This window comes from Chryseobacterium sediminis (genome assembly GCF_008386505.1).
GTDB classification, from domain to species: domain Bacteria; phylum Bacteroidota; class Bacteroidia; order Flavobacteriales; family Weeksellaceae; genus Chryseobacterium; species Chryseobacterium sediminis.
The window spans coordinates 142,576-160,017 of the sequence record NZ_VUNZ01000003.1 but is presented as its reverse complement, the minus strand read 5'-3'; the positions used below and the strand labels follow the sequence as shown (position 1 = coordinate 160,017).

At 37.9% G+C, this 17,442-nt stretch carries 11 protein-coding genes; 6 read left to right on the top strand and 5 right to left on the bottom strand.

Annotation, left to right across the window (positions count from 1 at the left end; genetic code table 11):
• Positions 1-117 precede the first annotated feature (117 nt).
• The 6 genes from alaS to FW780_RS16060 all read left to right on the top strand — a co-directional run bounded on the left by alaS (position 118) and on the right by FW780_RS16060 (position 10,916).
• The gene (alaS, locus tag FW780_RS16085) at positions 118-2,721 is read left to right on the top strand and encodes an alanine--tRNA ligase (RefSeq protein WP_149834617.1); all 2,604 of its coding nucleotides are present in this window, start codon (positions 118-120) and stop codon (positions 2,719-2,721) included.
• A 421-nt stretch (positions 2,722-3,142) separates the two neighbouring features.
• Complete coding sequence (locus tag FW780_RS16080) at positions 3,143-4,621, top strand: alkaline phosphatase PhoX (protein WP_149834615.1); 1,479 nt, start codon at positions 3,143-3,145, stop codon at positions 4,619-4,621.
• A gap of 66 nt (positions 4,622-4,687) precedes the next feature.
• Complete coding sequence (locus FW780_RS16075; protein WP_149834613.1) at positions 4,688-6,502, top strand: cytochrome-c peroxidase; 1,815 nt, start codon at positions 4,688-4,690, stop codon at positions 6,500-6,502.
• 296 nt (positions 6,503-6,798) lie between these two features.
• The gene (locus tag FW780_RS16070) at positions 6,799-9,126 is read left to right on the top strand and encodes a hypothetical protein (protein ID WP_241676922.1); all 2,328 of its coding nucleotides are present in this window, start codon (positions 6,799-6,801) and stop codon (positions 9,124-9,126) included.
• A gap of 75 nt (positions 9,127-9,201) precedes the next feature.
• Positions 9,202-9,438, top strand: a complete 237-nt coding sequence (locus FW780_RS16065; RefSeq protein ID WP_149834608.1) for a hypothetical protein — start codon at positions 9,202-9,204, stop codon at positions 9,436-9,438.
• A gap of 8 nt (positions 9,439-9,446) precedes the next feature.
• Positions 9,447-10,916 (top strand): M20/M25/M40 family metallo-hydrolase, encoded by a 1,470-nt coding sequence (locus FW780_RS16060; RefSeq protein ID WP_149834605.1) that lies wholly within the window; start codon positions 9,447-9,449, stop codon positions 10,914-10,916.
• A 347-nt stretch (positions 10,917-11,263) separates the two neighbouring features.
• On the opposite strand, the gene ilvA is transcribed toward FW780_RS16060, so the two are convergent.
• The 5 genes from ilvA to ilvD are packed head-to-tail and all read right to left on the bottom strand — an operon-like array spanning position 11,264 to position 17,337.
• Positions 11,264-12,526 (bottom strand): threonine ammonia-lyase, encoded by a 1,263-nt coding sequence (gene ilvA / locus FW780_RS16055; protein WP_149834602.1) that lies wholly within the window; start codon positions 12,524-12,526, stop codon positions 11,264-11,266.
• 11 nt (positions 12,527-12,537) lie between these two features.
• Positions 12,538-13,584: a ketol-acid reductoisomerase gene (gene ilvC, locus FW780_RS16050; protein WP_149834599.1), complete on the bottom strand. Its 1,047-nt coding sequence runs from the start codon at positions 13,582-13,584 to the stop codon at positions 12,538-12,540.
• Between the two features lie 47 nt (positions 13,585-13,631).
• Positions 13,632-13,913 carry an ACT domain-containing protein gene (locus FW780_RS16045; RefSeq protein WP_149834596.1) on the bottom strand — a complete coding sequence of 94 codons (282 nt, stop codon included), beginning with the start codon at positions 13,911-13,913 and terminating at the stop codon, positions 13,632-13,634.
• A 10-nt stretch (positions 13,914-13,923) separates the two neighbouring features.
• The gene (gene ilvB / locus FW780_RS16040) at positions 13,924-15,648 is read right to left on the bottom strand and encodes a biosynthetic-type acetolactate synthase large subunit (protein ID WP_149834593.1); all 1,725 of its coding nucleotides are present in this window, start codon (positions 15,646-15,648) and stop codon (positions 13,924-13,926) included.
• Between the two features lie 6 nt (positions 15,649-15,654).
• Positions 15,655-17,337: a dihydroxy-acid dehydratase gene (gene ilvD / locus FW780_RS16035; RefSeq protein ID WP_149834590.1), complete on the bottom strand. Its 1,683-nt coding sequence runs from the start codon at positions 17,335-17,337 to the stop codon at positions 15,655-15,657.
• Positions 17,338-17,442 lie beyond the last annotated feature (105 nt).

Here is a 17,442-nt window from a genome sequence, read left to right as displayed (position 1 = left end):
CGGGAAACTCAACCGGGCACCATTCAAAACATAGCATAAAATTATTACAAATCGCTTAAAAATCTTAAATTTGCATCTTATCAAAAATTTGATATTAAAAAAAGCAAAAGCAATACTATGACATCACAAGAGATACGTCAAAAATTTTTAGATTATTTTAAAAGTAAGGGGCACTTAATTGTTCCTTCAGCTCCTATTGTGCTGAAAGACGACCCTACCCTTATGTTTTCCAACTCCGGAATGACGCAGTTCAAGGATTTTTTCCTTGGCTACAAAACACCTACCGCCCCTAGAATTGCCGATACCCAAAAGTGTCTGAGAGTTTCTGGGAAGCACAATGACCTGGATGATGTAGGTAGAGACACTTACCACCACACCATGTTTGAGATGTTAGGAAACTGGTCTTTCGGGGATTACTTCAAAAAAGAGGCTATTGCTTTTGCCTGGGAATTACTGACTGAAGTATACGGAATTCCAAAAGAGAATTTATATGTAACGATTTTTGAGGGTGATGCTTCTGAAAATCTGGACAGAGACCAGGATGCTTATGATTTCTGGAAATCTCACATTTCAGAGGATAGAATCATCAACGGAAATAAAAAAGATAACTTTTGGGAAATGGGTGAAAGCGGACCGTGCGGGCCGTGTTCAGAAATCCATGTTGACCTGAGAACACCGGAAGAAAAAGCTAAGGTTTCAGGACTTGAGCTGGTAAATAATGACCACCCACAAGTTGTAGAAGTATGGAACCTGGTTTTCATGGAGTTCAACAGAAAGGCAGATAAATCTTTAGAGAAGCTTCCTGCTCAGCATGTAGATACAGGAATGGGCTTTGAACGTCTTTGTATGGCGCTTCAAGGGAAGTCTTCCAACTATGATACAGATGTTTTCACGCCGCTTATTGCTAAAGTTGAAGAACTTTCAGGCAAGAAATACACAGGAATTTTAGAAGACGAAAAAGATATTGCCATCCGTGTTGTGGTAGACCACATCAGAGCGGTTTCTTTTGCTATTGCAGACGGACAGTTACCTTCAAACGGTGGTGCCGGTTATGTAATCAGAAGAATTTTAAGAAGAGGAATTTCTTATTCTTACCGATTCTTAGGCATGAAAGAACCTTTCCTTTACAAATTGGTAGCTGTTCTTCAGGAGCAGATGGGTCCTTTCTTCCCTGAACTTGAAAAACAAGGAAAACTGGTTGCTGAAGTAATCAAAAGTGAAGAAGATTCATTCTTAAAAACAATTGAAAACGGGTTGATCAGAGTAGAAAAACTGATCCAGCAGACTATTGCAAATAATCAGAAAGTATTACCAAGCGAAGAGGTTTTTGAATTGTACGATACTTATGGTTTCCCAGATGATTTGACAAGAATTATTGCTGAAGAAAAAGGGTTGACTATTGACGAAGAAGGTTTCAAAACTGAAATGGAAAAACAAAAACTTCGTTCAAAAGCTGATTCTGCTCAGAAAGTATATGACTGGGTAAATCTTGAATCAAAACCTGAAACCTTTGTAGGATATGACCAAACTGAATCTGAAACCTATATTACAAGATACAGAAAGGTAGAAAACAAAGACGGAGAATTTTACCAGGTGGTATTAAGCAGCTCTCCTTTCTACCCTGAAGGAGGTGGACAGGTTGGAGATAAAGGTATTCTTGAAAATGCTGTTGAAAGCTTTGAAGTGTTGGAAACCAAAAAAGAAAACGGATTGATTATTTCGTTGATCAGTGGACTTCCAAAGGATGCAGGTGCTGTTTTCTATGCTAAAGTAAATGCTTCTGACAGAAAAAATTCTCAGGCAAATCACTCTGTGACTCACCTTCTGCACGAGGCTTTAAGAGATGTTTTAGGAACTCACGTAGAACAAAAAGGTTCTTATGTAGGTCCTGATTATCTTCGTTTCGACTTCTCTCATTTCAACAAAATGACTGAGGAAGAACTGGCATTAATTGAAGAAAAAGTAAACAAAAAGATCAAAGACAGTATTGCTTTACAGGAATTCAGAAACATTCCGATTCAGGAAGCTTTGGAGAAAGGAGCAATGGCTTTATTTGGTGAAAAATATGGTGACAGTGTGAGAATGATCCAGTTCGGAAGTTCAAAAGAACTTTGTGGAGGAACTCACGTGAAAAACACCAGCGAAATCGGTCATTTCAAAATTACTTCTGAAGGTTCTGCTGCTGCGGGAATCAGAAGGATTGAGGCTATTTCGGGAGATAAATCTGAGGAATATTTCAACAATCTTGAAAAACAGATCACTGAGCTTTCTCAACTGCTAAAGTCTAAAGATGTGGTAAGGTCTATCGAAAAGCTAATCGAAGAAAACACATCATTGAAAGCTGAAGTAGATGCTCTTAAAAAGGAAAAAGCAAAAGGAGAAATCGGAGAATGGAAGAACGCTTATGAGCAGAAAGGCAACAAGCAGCTTTTAGTGAAGAAAACTTCTTTAGATGCAGGTTCTGTAAAAGACATCGTATTCCAGTTGAAGAGAGAAATCCCTACTTCGGTAACGATCATTCTTTCTGACGCAGACGGAAAACCAATGATTACGGTTGGTGTTTCTGATGATCTTGCTGCAGATTACCAAGCAGGAGCTATCGTAAAAGATCTTGCGAAAGAGATCCAAGGTGGCGGTGGTGGAAACCCAGGTTTTGCAACAGCAGGTGGTAAAAACCTTGAAGGACTGGAAAACGCTTACCAAAAAGCTTTGAATATCTAAGGATAGAATAACTATTATAAATTTTAGAACAGGCTGTTTCATTTTTGAGACAGCCTGTTTCTGTTTTAATCATTATTTTTTTAACATTAAGGATCGCAAAAAAGACTCATGCTATCATCAGTATTTACGTTCGCAAAGGCGTTACACTCAACTATGAAATGATTTCGTTTTTTGCTAAATGGAATGCCTTTGCGAACGAAAAAAGTAGATGGATAGAAACCTTAGTGTCTCTGCGTTATAAAATCCCATTCTTCATTACTCAGATTTTCATCAAAGCCTCTTTTTATTTATATCCGTTCTAATTATTGACCTTATCTTAACAAATCATCATCTAATCTTAAACTATTTGTTTTGTCTTCTTAAAACTTAGTTAACACCAGACCTTTAGTTTTGCCATAATCGAAATTCAAAAAATGTAATTATGAAAATTAACAAAACTATCGGAGCCTTATTCTTTGCTTCCCTTATATTTCAAGGCTGCAACGATGATAATAACGGGGACGGAAACACTCCTGTAAATGACAAAATCAAGATTGAAAATTTTTCTAAAGAGCCAGCTTTCGTTTTTGGAATGCCTGGTTTTGAAAATTTAAATATTACCACCCTTATTTCCAGTTCTGATGTTCTTCCAGGTTCTCCTGATTTCGTTTTCGGAGGCCAGCCGGACGGAATGGGAATTATGAAAGATCCTAACTCTGATGGATACCTGATGATCACCAATCATGAGATCAAGCAGTCTGTATCAAGAGTATATTTAGACAAAACTTTTAAGCCTGTAAAAGGAGAATATATTTTAAACGGAACCGGAGGAATGACAAGGTTATGCTCAGCTACATTGGCGACTCCTGAAATTCATGGTTTCAGTGCCTTTCTTACTGCCGGCGAATCTGGTGAAGAAAGTATGGTTCATGCTTTAAATCCATTGGCTCCGGTATCTCAGGCAACAGATAAGACCAGAGTGAAACCAGCTTTAGGAAAAGCCTCAATGGAAAATGCAGTTCCACTTCCTAAAGATATTTCTAACGGAAAATCTTATATCGTAATCGGGGAAGACCAATCTTATTCATCTTCTCATCAGTCTGCAGGACAGTTAATCATGTATGTAGCCGATACACAGGGAGATTTAGATAATGGAAAGTTGTATTCTTTAAAAAGAACAAACAACAACTATACGGAAACGGATATGACAAAAGGAAGCAGCTATGATGTAGAATTTGTTGAAATTCCAAACGCTAAAAACCTTACAGGAGCCCAGATCAATCAGAAAAATATTGATAATAATGCTATCCGTTTTTCAAGAGTTGAAGATGTAGATTACAGAAAAGGAGCAGGAAAAGGAAGAGAAATTTACTTTACTGCTACTGGAGAATCTTCTGACGGTGTAAATCCGAAAGCGGGATTAACCATGTGGGGAAGAGTTTACAAACTTGTTTTGAACTCCAACAATATGCTGACAGGAAAGCTGGAAGTGGTTGCAGAAGGAGATTCAAATCCAGGAAATAACCTGATTAATCCTGATAACTTATGTGTTACTGAAAACTTTGTATACATTCAGGAGGACGGAGATTCTTATTACAAAAACGCCAACCACGATTCTTATATCTGGCAGCTGAATATTGCTACAAAGCAGTATAAACCATGGCTGAACATGAAGCATAACAGAAGTGATTCTGCATGGCAGACTGCTTACAATCAGTCCGGAGATCTGCAGAAATTCGGTTCATGGGAATTCGGAGCAATGGTTGACATTTCGGATATCATCGGAATTCCGAATACATTCTCTGTGAATATCCACTCTCATACATGGCAGCTGGATAAATTCAAAAATCCCGACGGTTCCGGAATCAACACCAATAAAGAAGGTGGACAGATCGTAATTATCAGAAACGTAGAAAAATAGTTTTAATTCCTTCATATCAAATTAAAGTATCAATAGAAAATCTCTGTTGATACTTTTTCATACCTAATGAATAAACTTTCAAAATACCCGATTCTCCTTTTCTTATACTGCGCAGCAGCACTCTTTACGCTCTACTACTGTAAGAATGATAAGCAGCAGCCTGTATCTGAGGACCTCGGTTCCGTAAAAACCAGGATTATCAAAACCAATACTGATTTTGAAAAACAGATCAATGAACTGAAAACCCTTGTTTCTGCAAATTCTGATGAAAAACTTCTTCAAGAAAAATTTCAGGACATCAGAAAAACATACAAAAGAATGGAATGGGCTGTAGAATACTTCCTTCCCCACTCTGCAAGGTTTATCAATGGCCCTGCCCTTCCGGAAATAGAAATGGATGAGCATACGGAAATAGAACCCGAAGGACTGCAGGTTTTGGAAGAGATGTTCTATCCGTATGATAAAGGGAATAAGGATGAAGTGATCAGAATGCTCAATAAACTTATCAATAAAAGCAATACGATAGCAACCAACTTTCAGGTAATTACCATCAGTAAAGACCAGGTTTTTGATGCATTAAGACAGGAAGCTTTCAGAATTTCAAGTTTGGGAATTGCAGGTTTTGATACTCCTGTTTCCGGAATATTTTTACAGGAAATGCCTTCTTCGCTGGAAGGTATCAAGGAAACATTGGAACAAATCTCTACCAAACGCTCGAAAGACAAAGCATTGAAAAGCATCATTGCAGAAATCAATTCAGCCATTAAAGTTCTGAAAAAGAATACAGATAAAAACACGTTTGATTATGCCGGTTTTATCCCTGATCATCTGAATAAGATTACCACTCTGATGCTTGATTTTAAAAATCAGGAAAAAATTCCTGATGTTGAAGTAACCACTGCTTTGAATAAAAATGCCGCTACTTTTTTTGTTAAAAATGCTTTTAATCCTAATGCTTTCACTCCGGGAAAAGAATATGCATTCTCTGAAGAAAAAGCCGCTCTGGGGCATCAGCTTTTTAATGATAAAATCCTTTCCAACAACAATAACCGAAGCTGTGCCACCTGTCATATTCCCGAGAAAGCTTTTACTGACGGACTTGCCAGGTCTATATCTCTGGAAAATTCGGAGCTTGCAAGAAATGCTCCTTCTCTCAACTATGCGGGATATCAGCATGGGCAGTTTTGGGATATGAGAAAGGATGATCTGGAAGGACAGAGTTCGGATGTAATCTCCAATAAAGAAGAAATGCATGGTGATCTGAATGTTATCCTTGCAAAAATAAATCAGGATAAAAACTATCAGGCAGCATTTAAAAAGATTTATCATTCACCAAAAACAGAGGTATGGCAGCTTCAGAACGTACTGGCGAGTTATATTCGGTCTTTGTCAAAATTCAATTCTGCTTTTGATGAGTATATGAGAGGAAATAAGTCAGCAATGACGGAAAGCCAAAAACGAGGTTTCAATCTTTTTGTTGGAAAAGCGCAGTGTGCAATATGCCATTTTGTTCCTTTATTCAATGGTACAGTTCCTCCTAATTTCAAAAAAACCGAACAGGAGGTTTTAGGAGTAGCGGTCAATGGAGAAAATAAAGCATTTGACAATGATTTGGGAAGAGGAAAGTTTCATGAGACAGTACCTTCATTACAGCATTCCTTCAAAACTCCAACTCTCAGAAACATCAATAAAACAGCTCCTTATATGCACAACGGAGGATACAAAACCCTGAAAGAAGTGATGACTTTTTATAACAAAGGTGGTGGAAAAGCTTTTGGATTTAAAGTAGAAAATCAGACACTTTCTGATGCTCCGTTACAGCTTACCGATAAGGAAATAAATGATATCATTGATTTTTTGAAGGCTTTGGATGATCAATAGAGCCATTCAACACAAATAAAAAATTAAAACTTCTGAGAATTATCTGTTCAGAAGTTTTTTTATTGGAAATTCTGAAAAAAGACAGAAAGACTATCTAAGTGTATTTTTTATTCCATTTTATAAAATACAAAGTCCATAAAAACATTAGATTAAATCAATGTTATAGTCTGTTAAAAACTTTTCTACAATCATAAATATCATTAATTTTGACGTAGTATTTTTACATGAAAAGGGGTTTACTGTTATTATTTTTTATAATCAGCTTTTTGGGGTATTCACAATCAAAAATTAAGATTGTGGATGACGCCAGTCAAAAACCTGTTTTTAATGCAAAAGTATCATGTGATAACACAGTCATTGGGTACACCAATGAACAGGGCGTTTTGGAATTTAAAACGGGATGCAAAAACATTGATATTGATGCTGATTCTTACCAGAGAGAAACGATATCCGTTGAAAGCAGTATGGAAATTTCCCTGCTTAAAAAATCTTCAAAAACCACCAGTATTGAAGCTGTAGTTATTGAAGATAAAAGTGATCCCAGGGCTTTGGAAATTTTGAAAAAAGTAAATAAGCTTTTTAATGAAAACTCTCCAAAAAGTTTAGGTTCCTATTCCTATAAATCCTACGAAAAAATATCTCTGGATATTGATGAGGACAGTCTTACACAGTTTAATCAATATTTCAATGATTTAAACATTTTCAAGAAAAAAAGAGAAAAAGACTCGTTAAATAATATTTCCGCAAGAAAAGTATTTTCCAAAAGTAAACTCTTTCTCTGGGAAAGGGCGCAGGAATTTTTATATTCCAAAAAATACGGCGAAAAGATCAATATTCTGGACAACAGAATTTCTGGTCTCAAGCAGCCTATCTATGAGATGATTGCGCTTCAGCAAAGTAACAGAGATATTGTTCCTGAGCAGGTGAAGCCCGAGAACAGAGGACTGTACAGGTTCTTTCTTTCGGATACCGTTACCCTTGACGGGAGAAAAAACTTTGTGATCCGTTTCCGTGAAGTCAATTACAAAAAACCGGACAGAAAACGAAAGTATAACGGTGCCATTTATGTAGATACGGAAACCTACGGAATCAAAAAAATTGAAAATTTCAGTAAAAATAAAAACGACGGAATTATCACCAGCACATGGGTATTCTATAATAACAAATGGTTTCTTGCCCACGAAAAAACCAAGCTTAAAATGGGTAAGATGGCAATGGATGATAAAGAACATACTGACGATAAGAAAGATAAAAAAAGCTTTGGAACTTATGCTTTCCTCACCTCAAAATATTTTGATTTTGAAGCTCCCATCGAAGAGAATCCCAAAGATTTCAAAGGCTATACTTTCTCTGTAAAAAATATTGACGGCCATTCTCTGGATCGTTACAGAACAGAACCTCTTACCGAAAGAGAACAAAATACCTACAAAACCATCGACAGCTTAGGTAAAAAATATAAAATCGACAGCAAAGCCCAAATCTTATCCGGATTACTGAACGGGCAGATCAGAGTAGGCTCTGTAGATTTCGCTGTGGATGAAATTGTCAATTATAACTCTTATGAAGGCTTCAGACTAGGTTTAAAGGCCAAACTGAATGAAAATTTCAACCCTTATTTTTCACCGGACTATTATTTTGCATATGGTGTAAAAGACAGAAGATGGAAATATGGAATGGGGCTTGATATGAAAACCTCGCTGGAAAAAAATTCAATTTTCAGATTTGAGGTGTATGATGACGTAACGGCATCAGGAGAATTCAACAGAAAACTCTGGAACTTCAAAATGAGAACGATGAATTTCGGGAATAACCTGAATAATGATAAATATTTTCACTTCAAAGGAGCCTCTTTATCCTATATGAATGACGTGACCAACGGTCTTACCCTAGCCCTTGCTGTACGACGAAATACAGAAGAGGCAGAATTTGATTATCAGTTCAGAGATAGGGGTACCTCATACAGAAATTTTAATACCCTTTTTACCTTAAAATATTCTCCGAATTCTACCAACATTATGACTCCGCAGGGAAAATCTCTGATTGACCAGAAATATCCTGAATTGTATTTTAATTATGAGCAGAGCTACAAATTATTGCAAGGAAACTTTAATTATTCCCGTTTTGATGCCCTTTTTGTTCATAATTTTAAGACTCCCATCGGAACTACAGGTTTCAGGTTGTACGGAGGTGTTGTCTTAGGCGATGCTCCAATCTGGAAAAACTTTACCATGAACGGGCTTGCTTCTCCGGGTAAAGATTTCAATTTTAACCTTACCTCTTACCTTGGATTTGCTACACTTGAAGGAGGAAAATATTATAACGATAAGTTCATAGCCTATTACTTCACCCACAAACTGCCTTGGTATTTCAAGAGCTTTGGGCACAATGTTTCCAGTTTTGATTTTGTTCTGAGAGGAACAATCGGAGATATGAAACATCAGGAATATCATCAGTTTAAGTTCAGAAAACTGGATCACCTGTATCAGGAAGTAGGTTTGGAATGGAATAATTTCCTTTCCAGTTATTTTAACTTAGGTTTATTCTACAGAGTGGGTTATTATGCAACACCACATTTCAAGGAGAACTTTGCCATTCAGTTTAAGCTGAAGTTTCTCGAGTTTTAATACTCCATAAAATACAAAATCTTTATTTTTGAATCAAAATTCAGGAATATTCACCGATAATATATAAAAAAGAACATGCAGAAAATCGAAATCAAAGCAGAACAGTTTTTTGAATTATTAAAATTAAAAGACACTCCAATGTGGGAAATCTTCTCACAGATGATCGATGGAAATGAAAAGGAAATTATCTTTTTAGACAATGAAGACAAGATCCTATTTAACTATATTTTACCTTCTACAAAGGAAAAACTGGAGGAAGACAGAAAGGAATTTTCAAAACAGTTTTCAGAGAAATTAGCTAACTTTAATTAAAAGTTTCTATGAATAAAAATTATGTTTTTTCTCTGTTAAGTCTTTTCCTGTTTACGATTGGAAATGCTCAGAATTATAAAAAGCCTTTGGTTTCTGCCATCAAAGAATCTGATCTTCGTACCGATATGTATCAGCTTGCCGCAGATCAGTTCTGGGGTCGTGAGGCTGGAACTCTGGATGAATTGAAAGTTTCTATGTGGTTTGCTGATAAAGCAAAAGAAGCCGGAATGAAACCTGCAGGTGATAACGGAACTTTTTTCCAGTTCTTTGATATGTACAGACATCAGGTTATCCCTCAAAGCAGCCTGAAAATTGGAGACAACAGTTTGAAATTATGGAAAGATTTTCTAGTTGCTGAGCCTGTAAATGCTTCCGTAGATGCTGAAATTGTATATGCAGGAAACACTGAACCTGAAGATCTGGCAAAATTAAATATCAAAGGAAAGGTACTTGCAGTAAATGCTTCAGACAAAAATATTTCTAAGGATATGACTCTTTTCGTGAGAAGATATCCGGGATTTGTAAGGAATAAATACTACAATAAAGCTTCTGAACTGGGAGCAAAAGCAATTATCTTCATTACCGATGATATCTCTGAGCAAAGCTGGGTAGAGGTACTGCCTCAAATGACAAGAGGAAGCTATGGTGTAGAAGGATTGAGAGAAAAGATTACCAATAATATTCCTGTTTTGTGGATTAAAAGAGAAAATGCAGGCTGGGTAAAAAACAATCCGAAAGCCTCTCTGAACCTGATCACTGAAACCTACAAATATCCATCAGTGAATATTATTGGAAAAATAGAAGGTACAGATCCTGTTCTTAAAAATGAATATGTTTTGCTAAGCGGACATCAGGATCATGACGGAATCCGACACCCCGTAAAGAATGACACTATTTACAATGGCGCTGATGATAATGCAAGTACTTGTGTTGCAATGCTGGCTATGGCAAGAGCTTACAAAAAACAGCCGGGAAAAAGAAGTATTCTGTTTGTTTTCCATGGCGCTGAAGAAAGAGGATTACTGGGATCAAGGTGGCACGCAGCCCACCCTGTTGTTCCCAAAGAGAAAATTGTAGCCGTACTAAATGGTGACATGATTGGAAGGAATGATAATAATGAAGCAGCACTGTTAGGAGGAAATGCTCCTCATAAAAACTCTGAAGAGCTTGTAAAAATGGCTGAAGAAGCTAATAATGAGAGTACAAAATTCAAATACCTGAAAGACTGGGATTCTCCGAGCCACGCTGAATATTTTTATTTCAGAAGTGATCATCTTCCTTATGCTAAAATTGGGATTCCTACCATATTTTTTACCAGTGTACTGCACGACCAGTATCATACACCACAGGATGAATCTGAGAATATCAATTACAAAAAGCTTTATAAAATGACAGAATGGATGTACAGAACATCCTGGAAAGTAGCGAATGAAGCTGAACGTCCGAAAGTAATTTCTAATTTTTCGCTGGAAAGATAAATAACAAAAAAGCTTCACGAATTGTGAAGCTTTTTCTTTTCATCATTGTGTTTTTAGAATCTGATTGTACGAAATAATTTAATATCAAATATTTATTATTGTTCTTTTGCCTTGAAACAAAAGAACCAAAAATTCAAGACTTAGAAACTTCCGCTAAAAATGAAATCTAATCTCTAAAAACTCTAAACTCGTGCGGTGGCAATGTATGTTTAGAATCATATTTTGTCCCGCACTCAGACAGTAGAGTTTTTTTAACGTTCACAGAGTTCATTTTCTTCACGCTTCAGTTTCTTATGTCATTCATATGGTCATTAAAAGAAAAATTTCTGTTTTAATAAATATTCCTTTTAAATAAGTAAATTCATCAGCGATGGATCATTGTTCAGATAGTTGACAAAAAAGTCGTGTTGTTTCATCTTATCAATCAATGGAGTGAAGTCTTTGTTTTGTTTTAAAGCAATTCCTACGACTGCAATTCCTTTTTCTTTTGAATTTTTCTGGGTGTACTCGAAATAAGTAATATCGTCATCAGGTCCCAATACATCCATTACAAAAGTTTTCAATGCACCCGGACGTTGTGGAAATCTGACCAGGAAATAGTGTTTTAATCCTGCATAAAGCAACGCTTTTTCTTTGATTTCTTCCATACGGGTGATATCATTATTGCTTCCGCTGATGATACATACTACATTTTTACCTTTTATTTCCTCTCTGTATTTTTCCAATGCAGCCACCGAAAGGGCTCCCGCAGGTTCTACCACGATAGCATCTTTATTATACAATGACAAAATGGTCTCGCAGACTACGCCTTCCTCTACTGTAGCCATATCGTGCAGGATATTTTTACAGCGATCAAAAGTAATATCTCCCACTTGCTGTACTGCAGCTCCATCTACAAAACGGCTTATCTTTTCAAGAAGTACCGGCTTTCCTTTCTCCAGTGCTTTTTTCATACTTGCAGCGGCAGAAGGCTCTACCCCAATAATCTTTGTTTGAGGAGACAAATGTTGAAATACTGTACAGATTCCTGCCGCCAGTCCGCCACCGCCTATCGGAACAAAAAGATAATCGACAATACCTTCAGCCTGCTCCAGAATTTCGAGTGCTGTTGTAGCCTGTCCTTCAATAATTGCCGGATCGTCAAAAGGGTGAATAAATGCACTGTGATTGTCTTTGCTAAACCTCAGCGCAGCATCTTTGGCTGCATCAAACGTATCTCCGAACAAAATAACATCAATATATTCTCCTCCAAACATTTTCACCTGCTCTAATTTTTGTCCAGGTGTAGGTAAAGGCATAAAAATAGTCCCTTTCACTTTCATTGCATGGCAGGCAAAAGCAACTCCCTGTGCATGATTTCCGGCACTGGCACAAACCACTCCTTTTGAAAGTTCGCTCTCAGACATGGTTGCCATTTTGTTGTAGGCTCCTCTGATTTTATAGGATCTTACTCTTTGAAGGTCTTCTCTTTTGAAACGGATATTCGCTTCATAAATGGCGGACAAATTATTGTTGACCGCCAAAGGTGTTTTTACCACTACATTTTTTAATCGCTCCTCCGCTTTATAGACATTCTCCAAAACGGAGGAACTTATTCCCTCTTTCATCATCTGTTTAAGTATTAATTATTTTCAGGTCGCAGACTACGTACTGTTTTACCTGCTTTCCACATTTCGCTTTCTCTCAGCTCGGTAAGTTCAGCTTCTAATTTTTCACGATAATCCGGTTTGCTGTTGCTATCAATGGATCGTTGTGCTTCGTTTCCTTTGGCTACATTGTCATACAACTCTTCAAACAAAGGTGAAGTAGCATCTCTGAAACGCTTCCACCAGTCCAATGCCCCTCTTTGAGCGGTGGTACTGCAGTTGGCGTACATCCAGTCCATCCCGTTTTCTGCAACTAAAGGCATTAATGACTGAGTTAATTCTTCTACGGTTTCGTTAAAGGCTTCCGAAGGGCTGTGTCCGTTTTTTCTCAATACATCATACTGAGCGGCAAATATTCCCTGTACAGCTCCCATCAATGTTCCTCTTTCTCCGGCAAGGTCGCTGTATACTTCTTTTTTAAAGTCTGTTTCAAACAGATATCCGCTTCCTATTGCAATTCCCAACGCGGTTACTCTTTCTCTTGCTTTTCCTGTTGCATCCTGATAAACGGCAAAACTGCTGTTCAAACCTCTGTCTTGGAGAAACATTCTTCTCAATGAGGTTCCTGAACCTTTTGGTGCTACCAGAAATACATCCACATCAGCTGGAGGAACAATTCCTGTGCGTTCGCTGAAGGTGATTCCGAAACCATGAGAGAAATACAAAGCTTTTCCTGGGGTAAGATGCTGTTTTACTTTTGGCCAGTATTCGATTTGTGCTGCATCACTCAGAAGGTAGCAGATAATGGTTCCTTTTTCTAGTGCTTCTTCGATTTCAAATAAAGTTTCTCCCGGTACAAATCCGTCTGCTAATGCCTTATCCCATGATTTGGAGTTCTTTCTTTGTCCTACGATGACGTTAATTCCGTTATCTTTCTGGTTCAAAGCCTGTCCGGGTCCCTGTACGCCATATCCAATTACTGCTACAACTTCATTTTTTAATACTTCCTGAGCTTTTTCCAACGGAAATTCTTCTCTCGTTACTACGTTCTCTTCTACTCCTCCAAAATTCAATTTTGCCATTTTTTTTTGATTTTATAATTATTGATTATGATGTTTAATTTTTATGTTTAACTGGCATATTCTACTGCCGTCAGGTATGGATTTCTGTGATAATGTACTTCCAAAACATCTACCTGTTTTTCCATTTGTCTGCTGATCTTCTGAACGGAATCCTCTGTTTCCCTGATCACAATAACAAACTTCTTTACTTTTTCCATTTCCGAAGGACCTACATTGAAGGTCACCATAGAAATTCTTCTTCTTGAAAAAATAGCATTGATCCGTCCTATCAATCCTAAATAATCTTCTGTATACGCCGTAATGGTATATTCTTTATGATCTGTTTTCATCTTTTTATTTTTAACCTTTATTATTTAATACAATTTCAGAAACACTTTTCCCCTGAGGAATCATTGGGAATACGTTGTGTTCTTTTCCTGTCATCACTTCAAGAAGAAAAGATCCTTTGTGATCAAGCATTTCCCGAAGTGCCCATTTCAATTCTTCTCTTTCAGTAACCCTGCTGCCCGGAATATTATATCCTTTTGCCACCTGAACAAAGTCAGGACTCTGAATATCCACTGAGGAATATCTTTCCTGATGAAACAATTCCTGCCACTGTCTTACCATTCCCAGATAGCAGTTATTAAGGATTAAAATTTTGACCTCCGGATGATACTGCATAATAGTTCCCAATTCCTGAATATTCATTTGAGCCCCTCCATCTCCCATGACAGCAATTACAGGACGGCCAGTTTCTGCATAGGATGCTCCTATTGCTGCAGGAAGACAAAATCCCATGGTTCCCAATCCGCCACTTGTTACATTGGTACGGGAATTCTTAAATTTAGAATAACGGCATGTTGCCATCTGATGCTGTCCCACATCTGTTACAATTACCGCCTCCCCTGCTGTCATCTCATTCAGATAACGGATAACTTCTCCCATTGTAATTTCTCCTTCTTCGGGATACAACTCACTATTGATGAGGTTGATACTTTCAATTTCATGACAGTTTTTAAATTTTTCATGCCATTCCGGATATTCTCTTTTTGTAATCCATTTTGTAAGGAATGGAAGTGTATGTTTACAGTTTCCAAGAACCGGAACATCCACTATTACATTTTTATTAATCTCTGCCTTATCTATATCCAGATGAATGATTTTCGCCTGTTTCGCATACTGATCCAACCTGCCTGTCACACGGTCATCGAAGCGCATTCCGACAGCAATCAAAACATCACATTCGTTGGTTAATATATTGGGTCCATAGTTTCCGTGCATCCCCACCATCCCCACGGCTTGTGAATGATCGGTAGGAATAGCGCTCATTCCTAAAACCGTCCATGCCACCGGAATTCCTGATTTTTCGGCAAACTCTAAAAATTCTTTTTCAGCTTTTCCCAACATAATCCCCTGTCCGGCAATAATAAATGGTCTTTCTGCCTCATTAATCAGTAGTGCTGCTTTTTCAATACTTTCAAAACATGGATCAGGATTTGGTTTATAACTTCTCAATGAATGACATGGAGAATATCCTTTATAATCAACAGACTGCAACTGGGCATTTTTAGTAACATCAATCAATACAGGACCCGGACGGCCTGATTTTGCAATGTAGAATGCTTTTGCCAGTACTTCGGGAAGCTCATTGGCATCGGTAACCTGATAATTCCATTTGGTAACAGGGCTTGTAACATTCATTACATCTATTTCCTGAAAGGCATCGGTTCCCAGAAGATGTTCAAAAACCTGTCCTGTAATGCAAACCAAAGGCGTATTGTCTAACAGAGCATCTGCTAATCCTGTAACAAGATTGGTTGCTCCGGGACCGCTGGTTGCCAGTACAACACCGACATCTCCTGATACTCTTGCCAAACCTTGTGCTGCATGTACTGCTGCCTGCTCATGACGTACCAAAATATGTTTCAGTGTCTCCCGATAGTCATAAAGGGCATCATAAATAGGAATAATAGCCCCACCAGGATATCCGAAAACTGTTTTCACACCTTCCTGAAGAAAAGCTTCAAGAATGATGCGGCTACCGCTAAGTTGTATTTCTGTAGATAAATTCGGGTTTTCCATATACTTTTATTGAGTGATTTCGTCCGTTACACAGCCTTCAGCAGCCGATGATACTGTTAATGCATATTTATAAAGCAGTCCTTTCTGTACTTTAAGAGCTGGTTTTTGCCAGTCTTTTTTTCTTCTTTCAATTTCTTCATCTGAAACTTTGAGCTGTATGGTATTGTTTACCGCGTCTATTTCAATCAGGTCATTATCGTTTACAAAGGCTATCAGACCTCCTTCGTGAGCTTCCGGAGTAATATGTCCCACTACAAAACCATGGGTTCCTCCGCTAAATCTGCCGTCCGTAATTAAAGCAACACTGTTTCCCAGACCTGCTCCAATCAGCGCACTTGTAGGTTTCAGCATTTCCGGCATTCCAGGGGCTCCTTTCGGGCCTTCATTTCGGATGACAATGACATCACCATGTTGTACGGTTCCATCCTGAATTCCTCTGATCAAATTTTTTTCACCATCAAATACACGGGCTTTCCCTACGAAACGTTCGCCTTCTTTTCCTGTGATTTTCGCCACGCTTCCTTTTTCAGCAAGGTTTCCGTACAGTATTCTCAGATGTCCGGTAGCTTTTACAGGTTCTGAAAGAGGTTTTATGATTTTCTGTGTATTAAAATCCAGATCGGGAACATTTTCTAAATTTTCGGCTAATGTTTTTCCGGTTACCGTTAAGCAGTCTCCATGTAATAATCCCTCTTTTAAAAGATATTTCATTACTGATGGTATTCCTCCGTGTTCATACAGGTCCTGCATCAGATACTTTCCGCTTGGTTTAAGGTCTGCCAGTACAGGAGTGCAATCACTCATCTTTTGAAAATCATCCTGATCCAGAGGTACTCCTACACTTTTTGCCATAGCTATGAAATGCAGAACCGCATTGGTACTTCCTCCCAGAATAACAATCATACGAAGGGCATTTTCAAACGCTTTCCGGGTCATGATATCTGAAGGTTTGATGTCTTTTTCCAGTAATATTTTCAGATATCTTCCTGCTTCATGGCATTCTTCCTGTTTTTCTTTGCTTAAAGCAGGATTTGAGGAGGAATACGGAAGACTCATTCCTAGTGCTTCTATGGCGGAAGCCATGGTATTGGCAGTATACATTCCTCCACATGCTCCGGCTCCCGGACAGGAATTTTTCACCACTCCATCAAAATCTTCCTCTGTGATTTCTCCAGCAATCTTTTTTCCCAACGCTTCAAATGCAGAAACGATATTAAGCTGTTCTCCTTTGTAGCAGCCGGGAGCAATAGTTCCTCCATACACCATGATAGATGGCCTGTCTAGTCTTCCCATTGCGATAATAGTTCCTGGCATATTTTTGTCGCAGCCTGGCAATGCGATTAATCCGTCGTAGTATTGGGCTCCACAGATGGCTTCAATACTGTCTGCAATTACATCACGGCTCACCAGTGAATAGCGCATTCCGTCTGTTCCGTTGCTCATTCCGTCACTTACGCCAATTGTGTTAAAAATTAATCCGGCTAACCCATGATTCCATGTTCCCTTTTTTACAACCTGAGCCAGATCATTCAAATGCATATTGCAGGTATTTCCATCATAACCCATACTAGCAATCCCAATCTGAGCTTTTTGCATATCTTCTTCCGTAAAACCTATCCCGTACAACATTGCTTTGGCTGCAGGCTGTTCATTGTTTTGTGTGAAAGTTTTTGAATATTTATTTAACATACTTTTCCGCATTTTCTATTATTTTCCTTTCTTAAAAAAGGAGTTCTTTACTAAATTCCGATCCAAAACTACATCTTGTAAGATTCTTTTCATTTTCATTTTTTA